General features: G+C 70.2%; 24 protein-coding genes. 8 read left to right on the top strand and 16 right to left on the bottom strand.

Annotated features, from left to right (window positions below):
- Positions 1–54: 54 nt before the first annotated feature.
- From NDR87_RS20595 to NDR87_RS20555, 9 genes are all read right to left on the bottom strand, one after another.
- Positions 55–612 (bottom strand): alkaline shock response membrane anchor protein AmaP, encoded by a 558-nt coding sequence (locus tag NDR87_RS20595; protein WP_251914654.1) that lies wholly within the window; start codon positions 610–612, stop codon positions 55–57.
- Positions 609–1,142 (bottom strand): DUF6286 domain-containing protein, encoded by a 534-nt coding sequence (locus NDR87_RS20590; protein WP_251914653.1) that lies wholly within the window; start codon positions 1,140–1,142, stop codon positions 609–611. Before NDR87_RS20590 ends, NDR87_RS20595 begins: the two co-directional genes overlap by 4 nt.
- Entirely contained in the window at positions 1,139–1,459 is a 321-nt protein-coding gene (locus NDR87_RS20585) for an Asp23/Gls24 family envelope stress response protein (RefSeq protein ID WP_251914652.1), read from the bottom strand. The genes NDR87_RS20590 and NDR87_RS20585 overlap by 4 nt, the downstream gene beginning before the upstream one ends.
- Entirely contained in the window at positions 1,456–1,644 is a 189-nt protein-coding gene (locus NDR87_RS20580; RefSeq protein ID WP_251914651.1) for a hypothetical protein, read from the bottom strand. The genes NDR87_RS20585 and NDR87_RS20580 overlap by 4 nt, the downstream gene beginning before the upstream one ends.
- A gap of 1 nt (position 1,645) precedes the next feature.
- Positions 1,646–2,152, bottom strand: a complete 507-nt coding sequence (locus tag NDR87_RS20575) for an Asp23/Gls24 family envelope stress response protein (protein ID WP_251914650.1) — start codon at positions 2,150–2,152, stop codon at positions 1,646–1,648.
- Positions 2,153–2,248: 96 nt separating this feature from the next.
- On the bottom strand, positions 2,249–2,569 hold the full coding sequence (locus NDR87_RS20570; protein WP_251914649.1) for a hypothetical protein: 321 nt from the start codon (positions 2,567–2,569) through the stop codon (positions 2,249–2,251).
- Positions 2,566–2,940, bottom strand: a complete 375-nt coding sequence (locus tag NDR87_RS20565; RefSeq protein WP_251914648.1) for an Asp23/Gls24 family envelope stress response protein — start codon at positions 2,938–2,940, stop codon at positions 2,566–2,568. The genes NDR87_RS20570 and NDR87_RS20565 overlap by 4 nt, the downstream gene beginning before the upstream one ends.
- Positions 2,937–3,521 (bottom strand): Asp23/Gls24 family envelope stress response protein, encoded by a 585-nt coding sequence (locus NDR87_RS20560; protein ID WP_251914647.1) that lies wholly within the window; start codon positions 3,519–3,521, stop codon positions 2,937–2,939. Before NDR87_RS20560 ends, NDR87_RS20565 begins: the two co-directional genes overlap by 4 nt.
- The gene (locus tag NDR87_RS20555; protein WP_251914646.1) at positions 3,512–4,075 is read right to left on the bottom strand and encodes a sigma-70 family RNA polymerase sigma factor; all 564 of its coding nucleotides are present in this window, start codon (positions 4,073–4,075) and stop codon (positions 3,512–3,514) included. The genes NDR87_RS20560 and NDR87_RS20555 overlap by 10 nt, the downstream gene beginning before the upstream one ends.
- Positions 4,076–4,245: 170 nt before the next feature.
- On the opposite strand from NDR87_RS20555, the gene NDR87_RS20550 reads away from it, so the two are divergent.
- Positions 4,246–4,452, top strand: a complete 207-nt coding sequence (locus tag NDR87_RS20550) for a CsbD family protein (protein ID WP_251914645.1) — start codon at positions 4,246–4,248, stop codon at positions 4,450–4,452.
- A gap of 46 nt (positions 4,453–4,498) precedes the next feature.
- Here NDR87_RS20550 and NDR87_RS20545 read toward each other — a convergent pair whose 3' ends face one another.
- A complete protein-coding gene (locus NDR87_RS20545; RefSeq protein ID WP_251914644.1) occupies positions 4,499–5,857 on the bottom strand; it encodes an MFS transporter in 1,359 nt (452 codons plus the stop codon).
- A 103-nt stretch (positions 5,858–5,960) separates the two neighbouring features.
- A complete protein-coding gene (locus NDR87_RS20540; RefSeq protein WP_251914643.1) occupies positions 5,961–6,782 on the bottom strand; it encodes a helix-turn-helix transcriptional regulator in 822 nt (273 codons plus the stop codon).
- A gap of 100 nt (positions 6,783–6,882) precedes the next feature.
- On the opposite strand from NDR87_RS20540, the gene NDR87_RS20535 reads away from it, so the two are divergent.
- Positions 6,883–7,422, top strand: coding sequence for a YceI family protein (locus tag NDR87_RS20535; protein WP_251914642.1), 540 nt, complete (start codon positions 6,883–6,885; stop codon positions 7,420–7,422).
- Here the strand turns inward: NDR87_RS20535 and NDR87_RS20530 are convergent.
- Complete coding sequence (locus NDR87_RS20530; protein ID WP_251914641.1) at positions 7,419–8,270, bottom strand: LuxR C-terminal-related transcriptional regulator; 852 nt, start codon at positions 8,268–8,270, stop codon at positions 7,419–7,421. The two genes, NDR87_RS20535 and NDR87_RS20530, sit on opposite strands and share 4 nt — an antisense overlap.
- Before the next feature lie 68 nt (positions 8,271–8,338).
- On the opposite strand from NDR87_RS20530, the gene NDR87_RS20525 reads away from it, so the two are divergent.
- The 3 genes from NDR87_RS20525 (at position 8,339) to NDR87_RS20515 (ending at position 12,218) form a co-directional block, all read left to right on the top strand.
- On the top strand, positions 8,339–9,979 hold the full coding sequence (locus NDR87_RS20525; protein WP_251914885.1) for an AMP-binding protein: 1,641 nt from the start codon (positions 8,339–8,341) through the stop codon (positions 9,977–9,979).
- Positions 9,976–11,676 carry an AMP-binding protein gene (locus NDR87_RS20520; RefSeq protein ID WP_251914640.1) on the top strand — a complete coding sequence of 567 codons (1,701 nt, stop codon included), beginning with the start codon at positions 9,976–9,978 and terminating at the stop codon, positions 11,674–11,676. The genes NDR87_RS20525 and NDR87_RS20520 overlap by 4 nt, the downstream gene beginning before the upstream one ends.
- A gap of 350 nt (positions 11,677–12,026) precedes the next feature.
- Entirely contained in the window at positions 12,027–12,218 is a 192-nt protein-coding gene (locus NDR87_RS20515) for a hypothetical protein (protein WP_251914639.1), read from the top strand.
- On the opposite strand, the gene NDR87_RS20510 is transcribed toward NDR87_RS20515, so the two are convergent.
- Complete coding sequence (locus tag NDR87_RS20510) at positions 12,215–13,222, bottom strand: AraC family transcriptional regulator ligand-binding domain-containing protein (RefSeq protein WP_251914638.1); 1,008 nt, start codon at positions 13,220–13,222, stop codon at positions 12,215–12,217. The genes NDR87_RS20515 and NDR87_RS20510 overlap by 4 nt on opposite strands.
- Positions 13,223–13,399: 177 nt before the next feature.
- On the opposite strand from NDR87_RS20510, the gene NDR87_RS20505 reads away from it, so the two are divergent.
- Positions 13,400–13,780 carry a VOC family protein gene (locus NDR87_RS20505; RefSeq protein ID WP_251914637.1) on the top strand — a complete coding sequence of 127 codons (381 nt, stop codon included), beginning with the start codon at positions 13,400–13,402 and terminating at the stop codon, positions 13,778–13,780.
- Here the strand turns inward: NDR87_RS20505 and NDR87_RS20500 are convergent.
- Positions 13,762–14,481, bottom strand: a complete 720-nt coding sequence (locus NDR87_RS20500; protein ID WP_251914884.1) for a helix-turn-helix domain-containing protein — start codon at positions 14,479–14,481, stop codon at positions 13,762–13,764. The two genes, NDR87_RS20505 and NDR87_RS20500, sit on opposite strands and share 19 nt — an antisense overlap.
- 138 nt (positions 14,482–14,619) lie before the next feature.
- Between NDR87_RS20500 and NDR87_RS20495 the strand changes: the two genes are divergently transcribed.
- Positions 14,620–16,440: an amino acid permease gene (locus tag NDR87_RS20495; RefSeq protein ID WP_251914636.1), complete on the top strand. Its 1,821-nt coding sequence runs from the start codon at positions 14,620–14,622 to the stop codon at positions 16,438–16,440.
- A 66-nt stretch (positions 16,441–16,506) separates the two neighbouring features.
- On the top strand, positions 16,507–16,977 hold the full coding sequence (mscL, locus tag NDR87_RS20490; protein WP_251914635.1) for a large conductance mechanosensitive channel protein MscL: 471 nt from the start codon (positions 16,507–16,509) through the stop codon (positions 16,975–16,977).
- Positions 16,978–16,979: 2 nt separating this feature from the next.
- Here mscL and hutI read toward each other — a convergent pair whose 3' ends face one another.
- Complete coding sequence (gene hutI, locus NDR87_RS20485; RefSeq protein WP_251914634.1) at positions 16,980–18,161, bottom strand: imidazolonepropionase; 1,182 nt, start codon at positions 18,159–18,161, stop codon at positions 16,980–16,982.
- Positions 18,162–18,237: 76 nt separating this feature from the next.
- A complete protein-coding gene (locus tag NDR87_RS20480) occupies positions 18,238–19,533 on the bottom strand; it encodes a formimidoylglutamate deiminase (protein ID WP_251914633.1) in 1,296 nt (431 codons plus the stop codon).
- Positions 19,534–19,626: the final 93 nt, after the last annotated feature.

The following is a 19,626-nucleotide window of genomic DNA, read 5'->3' as shown; positions in this document are numbered from 1 at the left end:
GCCTGCCCAGAACCGGCTCGCGGCTCCTGTCCACCCCGGAGCCGCGAGCCGATTTCATTTCCGGGCCAGGCGCATTTCCATCGTGACCGGGATGATTTCCACCTCCAGGGCCTGCCGCAGGCGCGGCACCGCGTGGCCCAGGATGCGCCTGCGCACCTCGGTGAGGTCGGCATCCGGTTCGGTGGTCACCACCAGGTGCAGTTCCGGGGCGCGACCGGAGCCGGTCAGGCGCGCCGTCACATCGCGCACGTCGGCGTAGGACTCGATATCGGCGACCAGCGGCGTCGCGGCGGTATCGGAGCCGACGACGGTGACGCCGGTCGGCTCGGGCGCACCGATCTGCCATCGCGTCGGGCGCGGCAGGCGGGTCACCTGGGCGGCGAGCCAGCGCAGGCTGGCCAGCCCCAGCACGATGGCGAGCACGATCGCCAGATAGAGCACCCAGTGCGGCGGGGCCGCGGTGCCCGGTACCAGCGACGAGCCGGAATCAACCCAGCGCAACCGGCCCAGATGCGCGGCGATCGCACCCGCCCCGGCCGCGGCGATCAGCAGACCGAGCAGGCCCAGCAGGCCGCGGTTGAGCCGGGCCGGTCGATTGATCGAGCCGCTCATCGCTCACCTCCCGCCCGGACCGGGCGCAGCGCGGTCTCGATGCGCGGGAACGCCCGCGGCGCGATGCGCAGCAGCCGCTGTTCGACCGCCGCGCGCACGGTCTCGGGCAGGCCCGCGTCCCCGGCCGCGCGGCCGCGGACCCGGACCTTCCGGCGACCCAGCCGCACGCGCGGGGAGTGCACGCCGTCGACCGCGGCCGCGGCATCGCCGATCGCGGCCCGCAGGCTGCGCCGGGCGATTCCGGCGGTGACCCCGTCCTCGGACTCGAGCGGCACCACCACCGCGCGCCCCGGCCACAGCGCCACGCCCAGCAGGATCAGCCCGACCACCACGGCCCCGATCCCGACGCCGAGCACCCAGCCGCTGGCCCAGGTGGTGTCGTGCAGCCTGCTGGCCACCGCGTCGTAGGAGACGAATTCCTTTGCGCCGCTAAGGCGTTGGATCAGCGATACGGCCACGGCCACCGATCCGGCCAGTAGTGCCAGGGCCACGATGACGGCCGGGACGATGCGGCGCGGTCTGCGAATCATCGAACTCTCCTCTCCACCACCGCGATCGGCAGCGCCGACACCTCGATGTCGACCCGCGGCACCGTCAGACCCGCCAGCTCGCGGGTGCGCTCGATCAGATGGGCGCGGCAGCGCGCGGCCACCTGGCCGATCGGCATCGGATAGCGGATCGGCAGTGCGACGTTCAGGGTCGCGGTGTCCCCGTCGACCCGGGCGCTCACCCGCACGTCCGGGCCGACCCCGTCCACCTCGCGGGCGGCGCGGGCGGCGATCCGCCGCACCGCGCGCTCGCCGACCGTGGTCCGCCCCGGCAGTTCGGCCGCGGCGACGGTGGTCATCGCCGGCTCCGATTGCGGTCGGAGCGCACCAGTCCGGACAGGTCCACCTCGCCGTCGAGCCAGCGGCCGACCAGCAGGCCCAGCCCGCCGAAGATCAGCACGATGGCGAAGGCGCCGAAGCCGCCGAAGGCGGCGGCGAAACCGAAAGCCAGCCCCAGCACCAGGCAGATCGTGGTGGCGTTCATCTCACTGCACCCGGTCCCGGCTCGGCTGCTGATCCTCGTCGTCGTCCTCGATGTAGACGTCGTTGACGTTGATGTTGACCTCGACGACCTCGAGGCCGGTCATCTGCTCGATCGCGGTGATCACATTGCGGCGCACCATCCGGGCCAGTTCGGCGATCGCGACGCCGTATTCGACGACGATCTCCAGGTCCACCGCGGCCTGCTTCTCTCCGACCTCGACCGAGACGCCCTGGCCCACACTGGCCGACGCCCCCGGAATCCGGTCGCGCAGCGCGCCGAAGGCTCGCGCCGCACCGCCCCCGAGCGCGTGCACCCCGCGCACCTCGCGCGCGGCCAGCCCGGCGATCTTCTGTACCACGGTGTCGGCGATGGTGGTGGTGCCCTGCTCGGTGATCAGGGCGCTGTTCTTTGCCGAGGTGTCGCGGGCGGCCTTGTCCTGCTCTGCGGCCTTCGCGTTGCCGCTGGCCTTGGCGTTCTCGGCGGCCTTGTCGGTCGTCGTGCTCGTCATGGTGAGTCCTCCCGATTCCCTTGCGGTACAGCGGATAACGAACGTTCACTGAATCGACACGACCGCGATGAAATCGTCACGGCCCCAGCGCGTGATCTAGGTAACTGTGCGATTGCCAGTATCGGCCTCGCGAAACGCTCCCGCGTCCAGGTCGGTGACGACGACGCGGAGCGGAATATCCGCCCGGTCGGTCTGCTCCAGCACCTCCCGGACCAGCTCGGTCAGCTGCCGCAACAGCGGCGGCAGCGGCAGCGCGGTCGCCACCACCCGGATCTCGATCGACTCCGAGCCCACGTCCACCGCATCGCGCGCGCGGTCCCACGGCAGCCATTGCGAATCCAGCGGCGCCGCGGGCCGCAGCCCGTCCACCGTCTCGATACATGCCACCAACTTGTCGATCAGAGCCTCGGCTGTCACAACGTCCCCGGTTCGATATCGAGCACGGTCACCGAGACGGCATCCACGTCCACCCCGGTCTGTTCGGCGACCGCGCGGGCCACCTCCTGCTGCACGGCCGTCCCGACCTCGCCGACCCGTCCGCCCGCGGTCATCGACAGATCGATCTGAATGCTCAGCCAGCCGCCGGCGCGCCGCACCCGCACCCCCGCCGAGGGCGCCGACTCCTGCCCGGACCACAGCTGCCGGCCGGAACGGGCCAGATGCCCGACCAGCCCGAGCACTCCGGGCTCGAGCCGCAGCACCCCGGGCACCGCGGCCGCGGCCCGCGCCGCGACACCGGCGATCACCGCATCGGTGACGACGAATTCCGTATTGGCGACGACGGTCACCGATCCTCCTCGTAGATGTCGACCACGGTGAGGTCGACGCGCTCGAGCAGCAGGCCGATGCGGGCCGATGCCGCGGCGCGCACCCGCTCGCGCACCAGGGGAACCAACTCACCCACGGGCCGCCCGCCCATGCGCACCGCGATCGTCATCTCGACATCGATGGCCTGCCGCCCGTCCGCTCCCGGGCCGCGCCCGTGCACCTGGCAGCCGCGGGCGCGCACGCCGTCGACGGTGTCGGCGGCGTATCTCAGCACGACCGCGATGGCCTGCTCGCTCACCTCGAGTGCGCCCGGATGCGGGGTGGTCAGCGGCATGGTGCGGCCGCGGCGCACCTCGGTGCGAACCGCGGACATGATGCGGCCGAACAGATCCGGGGGCGGTGGATCGGGCTCGTCGACCAGCTCGCGGGTCGCCGTGCGCAGGGTGTGCAGGCTCTCCCGCGCGGCCGCGCAGTGCGGGCAACTCGCCTCGTGCTCGTCGGCCAATCCCGATTCGACGGCGTCGAGCCGTTCCCACACCTGCTCCAGGCCGCGACCGCACGGCAGCAGATAGTCACTGTCGGTCGCGTTCTTCACCGCCATGGCTGCATCACCTCCGCCAATTGCGCCCGGGCTCGCGCGATCCGACCGCGCACGGCGGTGGTGTTGGTGCCGACGATCTCGGCGATCTCCTCGTAGGAGCGCCCGTGCACCTCGCGCAGCAGCCAGCAGGCTCGCTGTTCCGGAGTCAGCAGCCGCAGGGCGTCCGTGAGGGCCGCCAGTTGGCTGCTGACCTGCACCGCATGCTCAGGCCGGGTATCGGTGCGCTCCGTTGCCATCGAATCCGGGTCCACATCGGCGGGAACCCGCCGCGACCTGAGCACATTGAGGCAGCGGTTGGTGGTCATCCGGTAGAGCCAGCCCGCGAATGCCGCCTCGTCGTGGAGCTGGCCGATGCGCCGCCACGCGGTCAGGAAGACCTCCTGGGTGACGTCCTCGGCCTCGCCCCGGTCGGCCAGCATCTTGGCGGCCAGCCGGAACATCGGCCCCTGGTAGCGCAGCACGAGCTGCTCGTACGCCCGGACATCGCCGTCGCGCGCACGACCGGCCAGGGTCGCGTCGTCCAGCGCTGCCTCGGGTGCCGTCGTCGTGGTCACTCGGGCACCTCCTCTGCTCGTCCGATCGACACCGGGGAGCGGGAATTGTCATGCAGAATTATCCGTGATCGTTGTCTCAATGGTTGCTGCGTGACTTTTCCGAGTGTCGTGATGTCCTGAAGACGTGCACGCGCCGATCGACGCGTGCGGTACTCGATACGGAGGTTCCCATGTCTCTGAGCGACAAGATCAGCAACAAGGCCGACGAACTGGGCGGTAAGGCCAAGGAGGCCGCGGGTGCCGCGACCGGCGATGACCAGCTGCGGAACGAGGGGAAGGCCGATCAGCTGGAGGCCGGGGTGAAGAAGGCCGCCGAGGATGTCAAGGATGCCGCGCGCGATGTCGCGGACAAGGTGAAGAACGCCTTCAAGAAGTAGTACGCACAGTTCGCTCGCGGTTCGCTTCGGCGGACCGCGAGCGTTCTCATGACGCGGCGGGCGCGGCGCTCACCGGACCCCCGGCCGCCTCCAGCTTGCGGCCCTTGGTCTCCGGCGCGCCCCAGACGCAGATGCCCAGGCCGACCGCGGTCAGTGCCGCCGCGTAGAGCATCGTCGCGCCCAGCCCCTGATGGTCCAGCGACCACGGCAGCAGATAGGTGCCCAGCGCCGCGCCGATCCGGCTGGCGGAGGTGGCGATGCCGACGGCGGTGGCGCGAATGTGGGTGGGGAACAACTCGTTCGGATAGGTCCAATCCAGCACGTTGGGACCGCCGCAGAAGAACGCGTACAGGCACAGCAGGCCGAAGGCCAGCGCGGTCGGCATGCCCGGCCAGATCCCGATGAACAGCACGGGCAATACCATCAGACCGAAGGACCAGATGATGGTCGGCCGCCGCCCGATGGTGTCGATCAGCCGCATCGCGGGCAGACAGCCGATCAGGAAGACCAGGCTGATCAGTGCCGTGCCGAGGGTGTCCATCCAGGTGCCCTCGGGCAGTCCGAAGGCGGCCAGGATCTGCGGTCCGAAGGTGAGCATGGCGAACAGCACCGCCACCTGGCACAGGAAGAAGCCGCAGCAGAACAGCATCCGCTTGCGGTAGAGCGGCCCGAACAGCTCCCGGATGGAACCGTGCTTGCGGGCCTCGTCGGCATTCCCCTCGATCAGCTCCTGCGGCTCGATCCGCACCCGCAGGAACTTCTCGACCATCTCCGCGGCCTCGGCCGCCTTGCCGTGCTGGGCCAGCCAGCGCGGCGACTCCGGGGCGGTGTTCTGCCGGATCACCAGGAAGAACACGCACAGCAGCGCCGAACTGGCCAGCTGCCAGCGCCAGCTGCCCGCGCCGCCGAAGGTCAGGGCGAGATAGCCGACGACATAGGCGAGCACGGCCCCGGCGTACCAGGCCACGATCTGCAGGCCCAGCAGTTTGCCGCGCTGTTTGACCGGAAGCCATTCCGCCAGCAGCGAGGTCGCGATCGGATAGTCCGCGGCCACGGCCATGCCGAGGATGAAGCGCAGCACGACCAGCATCCAGGTGGCCTCCACCCAGAACGACGCCACCGAGCACACCGCCATCACGACCAGATCCGCGGTGTACATCACCTCGCGACCGATCTTGTCGGTGAGCACCCCGAACAGCGCCCCGCCCACGAACATCCCGAGCAGCGCCGCGGCCCCGATGAGCTGGATCTCCGAGGTGCTCAGAGCCAGTTCGGACTTCATCCCGATGAGCGCGGTGCCGACGATACTGAGGATGTAGCCGTCCAGCAGCGGCCCGCCCGAGCAGGCCACGGTCAGCCACCTGTGGAAGGACGTGAAGGGTGCGTCGTCGATCACGGTGCTCATATCCGTCCTTCCGTCCGAATGCCGAAAGTTTGCGGATATGACGCTACCGTGCCGGTCCCGCCTACCCAAAAGTTTCCGATCGAAACCGTGAGCCGGACAGCGACTATTCGTTGACCAGCCGCAGGCTCGGCGCATGGGAGCGACGGCGATCGACGAACCAGATCTGCACGCTCTGATCGGCGGCGGGATCGAGGGTTTCGAACTCCACCTCCACGCGCCCGCGCAGCGGATGGTCCAGACGCAGTGTCCCCGACCGGAAGTCGTTCATCCGATGCTCGCTCCATCGACACGCGAACTCCGGATACCGTTGCAGCGCGGCGACCATCGCGCCGAGATCGTCGTCGTCGGGCCAGATCGAGCGGGCCACCCGCAGCCGCGAGGTGACCATGTCCGCGGCGGCCGCCCAGTCGCTCCAGCGCTGCGCCGCGGGATGTGCGAAGAAATAGCGGGCGAGATTCGCGTCGACCTCGTCATCGAAAACGCCCAGCGGCTCGACGAAATCGCGCCAGGCGGCGTTGCAGGCGAGCACATTGAGCCAGCGCCCGGCCACGAACGCCGGGGTCGGATGCAGCGCGTCGAGTACCGCCCGCAGCGTCTCCGGGACCTGTTCGGGCGCGCGGCCGCCGGTGCTCGGACAGCCGCCGCCGTGCTCGCCGCCCAGGGCCAGCTTGGCGAAGTGGTGCCGCTCGACCTCGTTGAGCCGCAGCGCATCCGCGAGCGCTCCCAGGACCGCGGTCGAGGGGTTGGTATCCCGGCCCTGTTCGAGCCGGGCCAGATAGTCGACGCTCACCCCGGCCAGCGCGGCCACCTCCTCGCGGCGCAGACCGGGTGTGCGGCGTCGCCGCCCCGCGGGCAGGCCCACGTCGCGGGGCTGTAGTCGCGCGCGGCGGGCGATGAGGAATTCGGCGAATTCGGATCGTGCCACCAGACCATCCTGTCCCATCCGGGGTCTGTTAGCCGCGCCCTGGCAGTGCCCGGATAACTACGGTGTGGATATGCGGACCGCGGTCCGCAAATCTGGTCGTATGACGACTTCCGAACAGACTCTGAAGGCCGGGTCCTGGCCGCTGGACACCGCCCACTCCGCGGTCAACTTCACCGTGCGCCACCTGGGCATCTCCAAGGTGCGCGGCCGCTTCAACCGCTTCGAGACCAGCTTCGTCGTCGACGATTCCGGCGCGGCCCGGATCTCGGCCACGATCCACCTGGACTCCTTCGACACCGGCAACGCCGACCGCGACGCCCATGTCCGCAGCGCCGATCTGCTGCATGTGGAGCAGCGCCCGACCCTGACCTTCACCGCGACCGAGCCGGTGCGCGTCGCCGAGGACTTCCAGGTGGTGGGCGAGGTCGCGATCGGCGAGCACCGGCATCCGATCACCCTCGACGTGGAATGGGGTGGCCTGCAGGTGTTCCCGGCCACCGGCGACCGCCACATCGGCTTCACCGCCACCGGCTCGCTGAAGCGCACCGACTTCGGGGTGGGCGCGGGCATTCCGTCGGCCATGCTCAGCGACAAGATCGCCATCGAGCTCGATATCCAGCTGATCGAGCCGAAGGACTAGGGCAGCAGGCCCGCTCGGCGCGCCCGCACCACCGCCTCGTGGCGGGTGTGGGCGCCGAGCTTGGTCATGGCGCTGCGCAGGTAGCTCTTGACGGTTTCCGGGCGCAGCGAGAGCCGCTGGGCGGCTTCGGCATTGGTGCAGCCGAGGGCGACGTGCGCGAGCACGTCCAGCTCGCGGGGCGCCAATGCCGGTGTCTCGCCGGGAATCTCCGGCCCCGCCATCAGTCGCGCGAGCCGCTGCGACACCTCACGCAGCCGGGTACGCGCCCCCTCGTCCGTCACGGTTTGCGCGATGCCGCGCACCTCGGCGTGAATATCGCGAAGCTGTTCGGCCACAACGGCATCCGGACGCACCGGAGCCGCCGCCTCGCGCAGCCACAGCCGCCGATCCACCTCGTCGCGCACGGCGATCTCGACCGCCAGTCGCCGACCGGCCCGCAACACCAGCTCGGCGGCGCGATCCCCGATCGGCCCGGCGTCGCGGCTGGCGATGTACAGCACCGCCCGCGACTGCCCGCTTACCACGACCGGCACCCCGACCACCGCCCGCAGCCCCTCGGTCAGCACCGGGGCGTCGTAGTGATGGGTGATGGTGGAGGCGAGCCGATAGTCCGACACCGAGGCCGGACGCTTGGTCGCGACCGCGGCGCCGCCCACCCCCGAGGCGGGCGTCACGGCCAGTCCACGCATGGCATTGGTGCGGGTGCCGAAGAACTCGCTGAGGATCAACGTCCCGGCGTGCACCTGGCCGCCGAATACCACCGGCATCCCGGAAACGCTCGCCACCTGCCGCAATTCGGCCCGCAACGCGTCGGCGTCGCGCGGTCGCAACAGGTCGGCGCTGCTCATCTCGGTACCCCTTTCCGGGGGTGGCGGACAGAAAATGTGACCTGGATCCTATATCCGTGAGTTCGACCATGGGCCGGTCTCGTCCGGCCAGTTATACGCACGGAGTATGGGACGCACCGCTACTGGGCGAAACGATCGGCGCGAATCTGGCCCGCACCGTCGCCGCGCACGGCGACCGGGAGGCGCTCGTCGACCGGGTCACCGGAACGCGGTGGACGTATCGGGAATTCGCCGCCGAGGTCGACGCCGTGGCGCTCGGACTGCTCGCCGCGGGCATCGACAAGGGCGACCGGGTCGGCATCTGGTCGCCCAATCGCGCGGAGTGGACCGTGGTGCAGTACGCCACGGCCGAGATCGGCGCGATCCTGGTGAACATCAATCCGGCCTACCGCGCCCACGAGCTGCGATATGTGCTGGGGCAGGCCGGAATTCGACTGCTGATCGCCGCGCGGGAGTTCAAGACCTCCGACTACGCGGCGATGATCGAGCAGGTGCGGCCGGAGTGCCCGGAGCTGGAGCGGGTCGTCCTGCTCGACACCGAGGACTGGGCCGCGCTGCTCGCGGCCGGGCGCGCGGGCGATCCGGCGGAGCTGGCCGCCGCCCGGGCGCGGCTGTCCCCCGACGATCCGATCAATATCCAATACACCTCGGGCACCACGGGTTTCCCCAAGGGCGCCACGCTGTCGCACCACAACATCCTCAACAACGGCTATTTCGTCGGCGAGCTGTGCGGCTACACCGAGGCCGACCGGATCTGCCTGCCGGTCCCCTTCTACCACTGCTTCGGCATGGTGATGGGCAATCTGGCCGCCACCAGTCACGGCGCGGCCATGGTGATCCCGGCGCCCGCCTTCGACCCGCGGGCCACCCTGGAAACCGTTGCCGCCGAACGCTGTACCTCGCTCTACGGCGTGCCGACCATGTTCATCGCCGAACTGGCCGAGCCGAACTTCGGGACCTACGATCTGTCCTCGCTGCGCACCGGCATCATGGCGGGCTCGCCGTGCCCGGTGGAGGTGATGAAGCAGGTGATCGAGCGGATGGGCATGGCCGAGGTGTGCATCTGCTACGGCATGACCGAGACCTCCCCGGTGTCCACCCAGACCCGCCGCGACGATTCGCTGGCCCAGCGCACCGCCACCGTCGGGCGCGTGGGCCCGCATCTGGAGGTCAAGATCGTCGATCCCGCGACGGGTCTCACCGTGCCGCGCGGGGAGCCCGGCGAATTGTGCACGCGCGGTTACTCGGTCATGCTCGGCTACTGGAACGAGCCAGCCAAGACCGCCGAGGCCATCGATGCCGCGCGCTGGATGCACACCGGCGACCTGGCGACCATGGACGATGCGGGCTATATCGCCATCACCGGGCGCATCAAGGACATGGTGATCCGCGGCGGGGAGAACATCTATCCGCGCGAGATCGAAGAATTCCTCTACACCCATCCCGACATCCTCGACGCCCAGGTGGTCGGCGTGCCCGACCCGAAGTACGGCGAGGAACTGGTGGCGTGGCTCCGCATGCGCGAGGGCGCGGCGGCATTGGACGCGGCCGCGCTGCGCGAGTTCTGCGCGGGCAAGCTGGCCCACTTCAAGATTCCCCGGTACGTGCACGTCGTCGAGGAGTTCCCGATGACGGTGACGGGCAAGATCCGCAAGGTCGAGATGCGCGAGATCTCGGCGCAGCTGTTTCCGACAGGAGGGTCGCTGTGACCTCGAATACCGAGCTCTACCGCGCGGCGCGTGACCAACTGATCGCCCGCGCAACCGATTACGAGGCCGCGGCACGTGAGTTCACCTGGCCGACCCTGACCGGCCGATTCAACTGGGCCACCGACTGGTTCGACGTGATCGCCCGGGACAACGATCGCACGGCGCTGTGGATCGTCGAGGAGGACGGCCGCGAGCAGCGGATCGGCTTCGACGAGATGGCCCGCCGCTCCGATCGGGTCGCCACCTGGCTGGCCGAAATCGGTGTGCGCAAGGGCGATCACGTCCTGCTCATGCTCGGCAATCAGGTGGAGCTGTGGGAGTCGATGCTGGCGATCGCCAAACTCGGCGCGGTCGTCATGCCCACCACCGCCGCCCTCGGCCCGGCCGACCTGAGCGACCGGATTCACCGGGGCGCGGCACGTTTCGTCATCGCCAATACCGCCGACACCGCGAAGTTCGTTGCCGTACCGGGCGCCTACACCCGCATCGTGGTGGGTGCGCCGGTCGCGGGCTGGCACAGCTATGCCGATGCCGCCCGCGCCGAGGCGCACCCCCGCACGGCGATCACCGATATCGACGATCCGCTGCTGGTGTACTTCACCTCCGGCACCACCAGTAGGCCGAAGATGGTGCAGCACAACCAGATCAGCTATCCGCTCGGCCATCTGAGCACCATGTACTGGCTCGGCGTGCGCCCGGGCGACGTGCACCTGGCCATCAGCGCGCCCGGATGGGCCAAACATGCCTGGAGCTGCTTCTTCGCGCCCTGGATCGCCGAGGCCACCATTTTCGTCCACAACTACACCCGCTTCGACGCCGCGGCCCTGCTGCACCAGCTGCGCCGGGCCCGGGTGAACACCTTCTGCGCGCCACCGACGGTGTGGCGCATGCTGATCCAGTCCGAGCTCGGCACCCGGCCGGAGGGGCTGCGCGAAATCCTCGGCGCGGGTGAGCCACTCAACCCGGACGTCATCGCGCGCGTCGAACGGGCCTGGGGCCTGACCATCCGCGACGGCTTCGGCCAGACCGAGACCACCCTGCAGGTGGGCAATACGCCCGGCCAGCCCGTCAAGCCGGGGTCCATGGGCCGCCCCGCGCCGGGCGTGCCGGTGGTGCTGGTCGATCCGATCACCGGCGCACTCGCCGACGAGGGCGAGATCTGCCTCGACCTGAGCGCGCGCCCGGTCAATCTCATGACCGGATACCTGCGAGACCCCGAACGCGATTCGGCGGTCATGTCCGGCGGTTACTACCACACCGGCGACGTCGCGGCGCGCGACCGCGACGGCTACATCACCTATATCGGCCGGACCGACGACGTGTTCAAATGCTCGGACTACAAGGTGTCGCCGTTCGAAGTGGAGAGCGTGCTCATCGAGCATCCGGCCGTGGTGGAGGCCGCGGTCGTCCCGCAGCCCGACCGGACCCGGCTGGCCGTGCCCAAGGCCTATATCGCCCTGGCCGAGGGCTGGTCTCCCGACGCCGAGACCGCCCGCGCCATCCTCGAATACGCCCGCGACCATCTGGCGCCCTATCTGCGGGTGCGGCGGGTGGAGTTCTACGACCTGCCCAAGACCATCTCCGGCAAGATCCGGCGGGTCGAACTGCGCCGTCGCGAGGAGCGGGCCCATGCCGCGGGAACGCCCATCAGCACCGAATACCGCTACGAGGAGTTGCTCCCCCGAACCACCGCCTAGCGGGTTGCCCGGTCATTGCGCCGAAACCGGATAGCGGTGCCGTAGCCTGACGGATGATCTTCGCACCGCGGCGGGCCGGAACTTGGCGCGTTTGCCCGAATGTGGCGCGTTCGGCGCTGGCCTGCCGGTGACCGAGCTACAAGACTGGCTTTCGTGCCCGCCGCGAGGCACCGACCCGTCGTCCTCCGGATCCGTCTCCCCTCCACCTGACGGATTCGCCTCCCGGGACGACGGGACGCCCGCGGTGTCGGCTCGCATGCGTTTTGCCCCCCGGTTGAGCAAACATGCCGGAGCGGGGAGCGCGCGAGTCGTGATCGACCGTACGTCCCTACGACCGATTGGAGAACACCGTGTCGAACACCTGCGAGAGCGCGACCGCCTATGTGATCGCCGAATTGGAGGCGAAGGGCACCGCGACGCGGGACGACTTCGACGTACCGGCGATCGTCGCGGCCTCGCACGCGATCGTCGAGAGCTGGGATTTCACTGAGATCGATCGCGGCACGTTCTGGAGCATCGCCGCCAGCAACCTGCGGATCTAGGGCAGGCGGTCCAACTCGCCGGACCGGTGCGACCGCGCGACCACCGACCAGCGCAGCGCCGCCCGCCGCACCGAGGCGGGATCGGCGTAGCCGAGCAGTTCGGCCTGTCGTTCGCGGCTCACCGGTCCCGCGGCGGCGGCGCGCGCGAGCCGGGCCCGATCCAGTTCCCGCCGCCAGGTGGTACCGGCCTCGGCCAGCCGCCGCTGCAGCGTCCGCGGGCTGGTGGCCAGGCGGCGGGCCACCCGTTCCAGCGATACCTCGCCATCGTCGAGAGCCTCGGCCAGGACCGCGGCGACCCGCTCGGGCCAGGCCGTGGCCAGCGGCGGCGGGGGCGGCAGCGCCGCGGCCAATGGCTGCAGCACCTCGGCCAGCGCCGGATCGGCGGTGGTGAGCGGTAAGTCCATATCGGCGGCCCGGAAGGTCATCGCATCGACCGGGGCGCCGAATTCGATGGCGGTGGTACCGAATACGGCGACGAAGGCGTGCCGATCGCGCGGGGCGCGCTGGCGCAGTGAGACCCGGATCGGATCGAGCGGTGCGGCGACGCAGGCCCGGGCCCGGGTCAGCACGGCGACCAGCCCCCACAGCTGGGTGTGATCGCGGCCGCGGCCGTCACCGGAGATCATGTCCAGATACAGCGTGGTCTCGCCGTCGTTCTCGGCCACCAGATCGAAGCGATGATTGGTGGTGACCGCGGTGACGTACGGACCGCAGGTCGCCAGGCCCGCACCGACCGTGGCCGCGGTGGAGAACAGATAGTCGTAGAGCCGGGTGGCGGTCAGCTGGTACCGGCTGGCCACGTGTAACGCCACGTTCGGATCGTCCAACCGGCGCTCGCCGACCTCCCACAGCCGCGCGAAGGTCTCGCTCGGCACATGCACGCCGGGCCCGCCCATGGCCCACTCCGGCAGCCCGCACTCGCGCAGCAGCAGATCCCGGTCCAGCCCGGCCGCGCCGAGCTGGGCGATGACGAAGCGGTGCAACAGCGTTTGATCGGTCCCCATAGCCCTCCTGCCTTCGGCACTGCGAACTATCCTCGTGGCGAAATCCGTGCAGAACGCTAACCGTCGACAGCCGTGCCCGAACCGTAATCGTGGTACCTGTGGTCACTGACACTTTTTCGGGCATCGGCGTCCGATTCGTTCAAGACGCGTGCGACCGCGCGGCCTAGCGTTGCGCGCATGACAGCACGATTGGACGTGATCGGCGTGGTCGTCGCCGACCTGACCGCCGCCCAGGACTTCTATCGCCGACTGGGCGTGGAATTCGGTACGGACCTGGGCGGACATGTGGAGGCCGACCTGCCGGGCGGATTCCGACTGGTCCTCGATACCGAGGACAACATTCGCTCGTTCCATCCCGAATGGCAGGGCGGGCCCGGACGCATCGGGCTGGCCTTCCGGTGCGACTCCCCGGCCGAGGTGGACGCGCGCTACACCGAACTGACCGAGGCCGGATATCACGGCGAGCTGAAACCGTTCGACGCTCCGTGGGGCCAGCGCTATGCCACCGTGCAGGATCCCGACGGCAACGGCGTCGACCTCTACGCTCCGCTGAGCTGACCGGCGATCAGCCGCCCCAGCGGACGCCCGGCCAGGCTCCGCACCTCGCGCGCCAGATGCGCCTGATCGGCGTATCCGGCGCGAACAGCGGTCTCGGCGAAGGGAATTCCATCGCGGGCCAGCGCCAGGGCGCGCTGCATGCGCAGCACCCGGGCCAGCATCTTGGGCCCGTATCCGAAGGCCGCCAGCGACATTCGATGCAGCCGCCGCGCGCCCAGGCCCACCTCGTCGGCGGTCTCGGCCACCGACGCACCCTCCGACAGCCGCCGCACGATCCGGCGCAACCGGGCATCGACGGGATCGGTGTCGGCGGCGACGCGGCGAGCCGCCTCCTCCAGCCCGCGCATCGGATCGGCCGCGCCCGCGACGATCCCCGCCAGCGGCCGCACCCGCGTCACCGACCACAGTTCGGTCAGTTCGGTTCGGGTGTTGAGCAATTCGTGCGCGGGCACGCCGAGCAGCGCGGGCGCGGTCCCGGGAAAGAACCGAATACCGGAGATCACCGACCCCGCCGCGGCCGCGGTGAGGTGGCCCCGGGTATCGGGCCCCGCCACGAACAGCCGCTCGCCGCGCCACAGCAGATCCATGCAGCCGTCGGGCAGCACGGGTGCGTCGTCGCCCGCCGCGATCGCACGGGTCCACACCACCGCGCCCGGCAGGCCGCGCGCGGGCCGCTCTCGGTACCCGGGCACCGCATCCATCGACACGATTTCGAGACTAGCGCGGCGGCACGGCCACGCCCTCGCCCGAGAATGTGGCAATCCCTCTAGGCTGAGGAAGACGGCCCTACCGGCTCGTTTGGCAACTGCTCAGCATCAGTCGAGGGAGGACGCGCGCCCATGGACACCGCGGCCCAGCGGGACCTCATCCCCGATCGCCGCGAGCGCCGCAGGCAGAGCGCCGCGCACCGGTTCACCGCGCTCGGCGGGGTGGCCGCGCTCTCGCTCAATGCCCTGTCCAGCCTGGCCTACGGTCCGGAGCTGCTGCTGGCGACGCTGGTCACCGTGGGGGCCTCGGCCGCGCGCTACACCACGGCCGTCGCGATCGCGGTGACCGCGCTGCTGATCATCCTGGTGTGGTCGCATCGGCGCGCCATCGCGACATTCCCCGAGGGCGGCGGCTCGTATGTCATCGCGACTCGCGAACTCGGCCGCGGCTCCAGTCTGATCGCGGCGGCCGCGGCCGTCATCGATCAGGTGCTGACGGTGGCGATCGGTCTCGCGGCCGGAACCGCCGTGCTGGGCAGCGTCTTTCCCCTCGTCGCCGACCATCCGCTGGCGACCGCGCTCATCGCGCTGGCCGCGCTGACCCTGCTGAATCTGTTCGGTATCGCGGAATCGGCGGCGGTGCTGCTGGTTCCGACGCTGCTGTATGTCGTGGTGATCGCGGCCGTCGTCGTGGTGGGGCTGCTGCGCGGCGAACCGGTCGCCGAGATCGGCACGCCCGCCGATCTATACGATCTGCCCGGGGTGATCGGGCCCTGGGTGGCGCTGCGGGCCTTCGCCCTCGGCAGCGCCTCGCTGACCGGACTCGAGGTGGTCGCCGACAATGCCGCCGCCTTCCGCGCCCCGGCCGCCCGCCGCGCCCAGCGCACCGAGCTGATGCTCGGGCTGCTGCTCGCGGTGCTACTGCTGGGCATCGCGAAAGATATTGCGGCGCTTGACATTCTGCCGCGCGACGGGGTGACGGTGCTCGCGCAGCTGGTCGCCGCGGCCTGCGGCACCGGAATCCTGTTCCACGCCGCCGGTCTGGTGATCGCCGGAACGCTCGGCCTGGCCGCCAACACCGGATTCGCCGGGCTGCCCATGCTGTTGAGCAGGCTCGCGCGCGATCGGCGGATGCCGTATCTGTTCGCGCTGCGGGCCGAGCGCCCGGTGTTCCGGTACGCGGTCGCCGGGCTGGCGGCGCTCGCGGCGCTGGCGCTGATCTGCGCGCGGGCCCGGGTGGAACTGCTGGTGCCGATCTACGCCGTCGCGGTATTCGTGGGATTCACCGTCACGCAGGTGGGCCTGGTGCGGCACTGGGTCGACGGACACGGGCCGCGCTGGCGGTGGCAGGTGCTGGTCGGCACGATCGGAGCGGCGGCGACGGCCGTGATCGCGATCGTGGTGTTTCTCGCCGAATTCGCCGAGGCGACCTGGGTGCTGCTGTTCGCCGTCCCCGCGCTGATGCTGCTGTTCGACCGCACCGAGCACTACTACCGGGAGGTGGCCGACCATCTGGGTCTGGGCACCGAAATACCGGTGCCGCAATGGGATTCGACAAAGAAGACGATCGTGGTCGTCCCCGTGGCGACAGTCGGCTGGCTCACCCGCCGCGCCCTCGAGGCCGCCCGCCGGATGGGCGATGAGGTGCATCCGATCGCGGTCGACGTCGACGCGCGGCTCACCGCCGCACTGGTCGAGCGCTGGCGGGCCTGGGATCCGGGGCTCGAACTGCGCGTCCTGCCCAGCCCCTGCGAGCGGCTGGTGGAGCCGATCGCCGACTACGCCGATTCGCTCACCGCACCGGACACCCTGGTGATCGTGTTGCTGCCGCGCATCGAATCCCGACGCCGCCGCTATCGGCTGCTGCACAATCAGCGCGCGCCGCTGATCATGAGCACGCTGACCGGCCGGACCGACACCATCGCGGCGACGATCACATTTCACGTCGACTGAGAGCTGCGCCGAGTTGTCGTCATGCTGTCCGATGCGCGTAACACGGCGTCACTAGACTGCCTCGTCATGCTCAAAGGGTTCAAAGACTTCCTCATGCGCGGAAACGTCATCGACCTGAGTGTCGCGGTCGTCATGGGTACCGCGTTCACCGCGGTGGTCACCTCCGTGACCAAGGGCGTCGTCGAACCCCTGCTCGCGGTGCTGGGCACCAGCGGCGAGTTCGGCCTCGGCGTCCAGCTCGTCTCCGGCAAGCCCGCGACCTTCATCTCGCTCGGCGCGATCATCACCGCCGCGGTCAACTTCATCATGGTGGCCGCCGTGCTGTACTTCGTGCTCATCCTGCCGATGAAGACCGTGCAGAAACGCTTCGGCGGCAAGAAGAAGACCGTGGCCGAACCCACCCAGACCGAGCTGCTGCTGGAGATCCGCGATCTGCTGGCCGCCCAGGCCGCGCGCGAGGCGGCGCGCGAGGGACGGCACGCACAGCGCCTGGAACCCGACACCAAGCGCCAGATCGGCGCGGCCGAACGCAACTGAGCTCACGGCGCGGTGGGGATCACCACCTGCGCGCCACGGTGCCACACCGCCCAGGTGAGCGGCACGCCCGGACGATAGGCCAGATGCACCGCCGCGGGTGCGTCGAGCACGTGCACATCGGCCCGCGCACCCGGCCGCAGCACCCCGACCGCCCCGTCGGCCGCCAGATCGCGGCCCAGCGCCAGCGCGCCACCGGCCGTCGCCGCCCAGATCGCCTCCTCGATCGACAGCCGCATCTGCAGTACCGCGGTCGCCACGCAGTAGGCCATGGCCGTGGTGTAGGAGCTGCCCGGATTGGCATTGGTGGCCAGGGCGATCCGCGCACCCGCGTCGAGCAGCTGTCGCGCTGGGGCGAGCGGCTGGCGGGTCGACAGATCGCATGCCGGGAGCAGGGTGGCGACGGTGGCCGAGGCCGCGAGCGCCTCGATATCGGCATCGGTCAAATGAGTGCAGTGGTCCACGCTGGCCGCACCGTGCTCGACGGCCAGGCGCACCCCCGGCCCGGGTGCGAGTTGATTGCCGTGCACCCGCAGCCCGAGTCCGCGCGCGCGTCCGGCCGCCAGTACCCGCGCCGACTGCTCGGCGTCGAAAGCGCCGGTCTCGCAGAACACATCGACCCAGCCGACGTGGTCGGCGACGGCATCCAGCATCGGCCCGCACACCAGGTCCACGTACTCGTCGGGGGTGACCGTATCGGGTACGACGTGCGCACCGAGGAAGGTGACCTCGTCGGCCACCTCGGCGGCCAGTGCGGCACAGCGCTTCTCGTCGGCCACGGTCAGCCCGTAACCGGTCTTGGTCTCCAGGCAGGTGGTGCCCTGTCGCAGCGCCTCCTGCCGCAGCCGGTGCAGATTCAGCGCCAGCACCTCGTCGGAGGCCGCCCGGGTAGCCGCCACGGTGGTGCGAATTCCCCCGGCAGAGTAGGGCTTTCCCGCCATACGCGCCTCGAATTCGGCGGTGCGGTCGCCCGCGAAGACCAGATGGGTGTGGCTGTCCACCCAGCCCGGCAGCACCGCCCGCCCGGCGGCGTCGACCCGCTGATCGGCGTCGGGGGCGCGGTCGGCCGGACCCACCCAGGCCACCCGCTCGCCCTCGAGCACGACGGCGGCGTCGCGCAGAGTGCCGAATTCCTCGGTGTTGGTGACGAGTTCCCCGATGCCGGTGATTACCGTGGTGTCGGTCATGGCCGTCGTCCGCTCCGATCTGTAGGCACAGTGGGTACTACCCGCGGCAGGCGAAGGTAAAAACGGGAATCCCGACTCACGACCACAGTGCCCCGATCTCCCGATCGAGCTCCCGCGCCACGTCGGGGACGGTCTGATGCACGCCGTCGCGCACCACCCAGCGGCCCGCCACCATGACATCGGCGACGTCCGCGGCCGTTGCGGCGTAAAGGATTCCGGGCCCGCCCGCACCCGCCGTGCGCACGGATCCGGTGCCCACGTGTACCAGATCGGCGGCCCGGCCGGGCGCCAAAGCGCCGACCTCGGGCCAGCCGGAGGCGGCATGTGCGGTGCCCGCGCGCAGCAACTCGGTGACATCGAAGCGGCCGCGGTGACCGCTGGCCAGGCGTTCGTGCAGCTCGAGCGCCCGGACCTCGAACCAGGGGTCGATGATCGTCTGTCCGTCGCTGCCCAGGCAAAGCCGCGTGCCCGCATCGGCCAGACGGCGGGCGGGGCCGATGCCGTCGGCGAGATCGGCCTCGGTGCTCGGGCACAGGCAGGCCCAGCAGCCCGACAGCGCGGTGATATCGCCGTCGGTGAGGTGGGTGGCGTGCACGGCGACCGTATTCGGCGTCAAAGCTCCTGCGGCGGCCAGCAATTCGGTCGGGGTGCGGCCGGTGGCGGCACGGCACTCCTCGTTCTCGCGCGGCTGCTCCGACAGGTGCACGTGCAGGGGACGGTCGGCCGCGGCCCGCACCACGGTCGGGATCTGCTCGGCGGGCACCGCGCGCACCGAATGGATCGCCGCGCCGATCCGCACGAGATCGCCGACCGGCCGGAATGATTCGAACCGCACGGCCCACGCCTCGGCGTCGCCGTCGTCGAAGCGCCGCTGCACGCCCTCCACGGGCTTACCGAAACCTCCTGCCACATAACAGGTGTCGAGCAGGGTGAGCCGAATCCCGGCGTCGGCGGCCGCGGCCACCAGCGCGTAGGAGAAGGCATTGGGGGCGTCGTAGCGCCCGCCCCGGGCCGGGTGGTGCAGATAGTGGAACTCGGCCACGCTGGTGTATCCGGCCGCCACCATCTCCGCGTACACCGCCCGCGCCAGCCGGTAGTAGCTGTCCGGTTCGAGCCGGTGGGCCACGGCGTACATCCGCTCCCGCCAGGTCCAGAAGCTGCCCCGGTCGTCGGTCGTGCGCCCGCGCAGCGCCCGATGGAAGGCATGCGAGTGGGTGTTGGCGAAGCCGGGCACCACTATTCCGGAGAGCAAGTTGCCGCTGGGTTTTTCGCCGACAGCCACGGCTCCGATGAGCCCGTCTTCGACATCGATCCGCACCCCTTCGGCCACCCCGTCCGGCAACCACGCCGCACGACACCAGTAGGTGATCATCCACACCCCCCGCCCACGAGAACGACGGCCTCGGCGCACCGAGTCGCCCCCGCACCTGCGCCCGCTGCCGAACGCCCGGGGCGGGCATCCCTC

The sequence above is a fragment of the Nocardia sp. CDC159 genome (assembly GCF_023740735.1).
Lineage (GTDB): Bacteria > Actinomycetota > Actinomycetes > Mycobacteriales > Mycobacteriaceae > Nocardia > Nocardia pulmonis.
The sequence above is the reverse complement of the archived record's forward strand: the minus strand, read 5'-3'. Positions and strand labels throughout refer to the sequence as shown.

Coding starts and splice junctions, on each gene's coding strand:
- NDR87_RS20595 (WP_251914654.1), bottom strand. CDS start 612: ATGAGCGGCTCGATCAATCGACCGGCCCGGCTCAACCGCGGCCTGCTG.
- NDR87_RS20590 (WP_251914653.1), bottom strand. CDS start 1,142: ATGATTCGCAGACCGCGCCGCATCGTCCCGGCCGTCATCGTGGCCCTG.
- NDR87_RS20585 (WP_251914652.1), bottom strand. CDS start 1,459: ATGACCACCGTCGCCGCGGCCGAACTGCCGGGGCGGACCACGGTCGGC.
- NDR87_RS20580 (WP_251914651.1), bottom strand. CDS start 1,644: ATGAACGCCACCACGATCTGCCTGGTGCTGGGGCTGGCTTTCGGTTTC.
- NDR87_RS20575 (WP_251914650.1), bottom strand. CDS start 2,152: ATGACGAGCACGACGACCGACAAGGCCGCCGAGAACGCCAAGGCCAGC.
- NDR87_RS20560 (WP_251914647.1), bottom strand. CDS start 3,521: ATGGCGGTGAAGAACGCGACCGACAGTGACTATCTGCTGCCGTGCGGT.
- NDR87_RS20550 (WP_251914645.1), top strand. CDS start 4,246: ATGTCTCTGAGCGACAAGATCAGCAACAAGGCCGACGAACTGGGCGGT.
- NDR87_RS20545 (WP_251914644.1), bottom strand. CDS start 5,857: ATGAGCACCGTGATCGACGACGCACCCTTCACGTCCTTCCACAGGTGG.
- NDR87_RS20535 (WP_251914642.1), top strand. CDS start 6,883: ATGACGACTTCCGAACAGACTCTGAAGGCCGGGTCCTGGCCGCTGGAC.
- NDR87_RS20530 (WP_251914641.1), bottom strand. CDS start 8,270: ATGAGCAGCGCCGACCTGTTGCGACCGCGCGACGCCGACGCGTTGCGG.
- NDR87_RS20525 (WP_251914885.1), top strand. CDS start 8,339: ATGGGCCGGTCTCGTCCGGCCAGTTATACGCACGGAGTATGGGACGCA.
- NDR87_RS20510 (WP_251914638.1), bottom strand. CDS start 13,222: ATGGGGACCGATCAAACGCTGTTGCACCGCTTCGTCATCGCCCAGCTC.
- NDR87_RS20505 (WP_251914637.1), top strand. CDS start 13,400: ATGACAGCACGATTGGACGTGATCGGCGTGGTCGTCGCCGACCTGACC.
- NDR87_RS20500 (WP_251914884.1), bottom strand. CDS start 14,481: ATGGATGCGGTGCCCGGGTACCGAGAGCGGCCCGCGCGCGGCCTGCCG.
- NDR87_RS20495 (WP_251914636.1), top strand. CDS start 14,620: ATGGACACCGCGGCCCAGCGGGACCTCATCCCCGATCGCCGCGAGCGC.
- mscL (WP_251914635.1), top strand. CDS start 16,507: ATGCTCAAAGGGTTCAAAGACTTCCTCATGCGCGGAAACGTCATCGAC.
- hutI (WP_251914634.1), bottom strand. CDS start 18,161: ATGACCGACACCACGGTAATCACCGGCATCGGGGAACTCGTCACCAAC.
- NDR87_RS20480 (WP_251914633.1), bottom strand. CDS start 19,533: ATGATCACCTACTGGTGTCGTGCGGCGTGGTTGCCGGACGGGGTGGCC.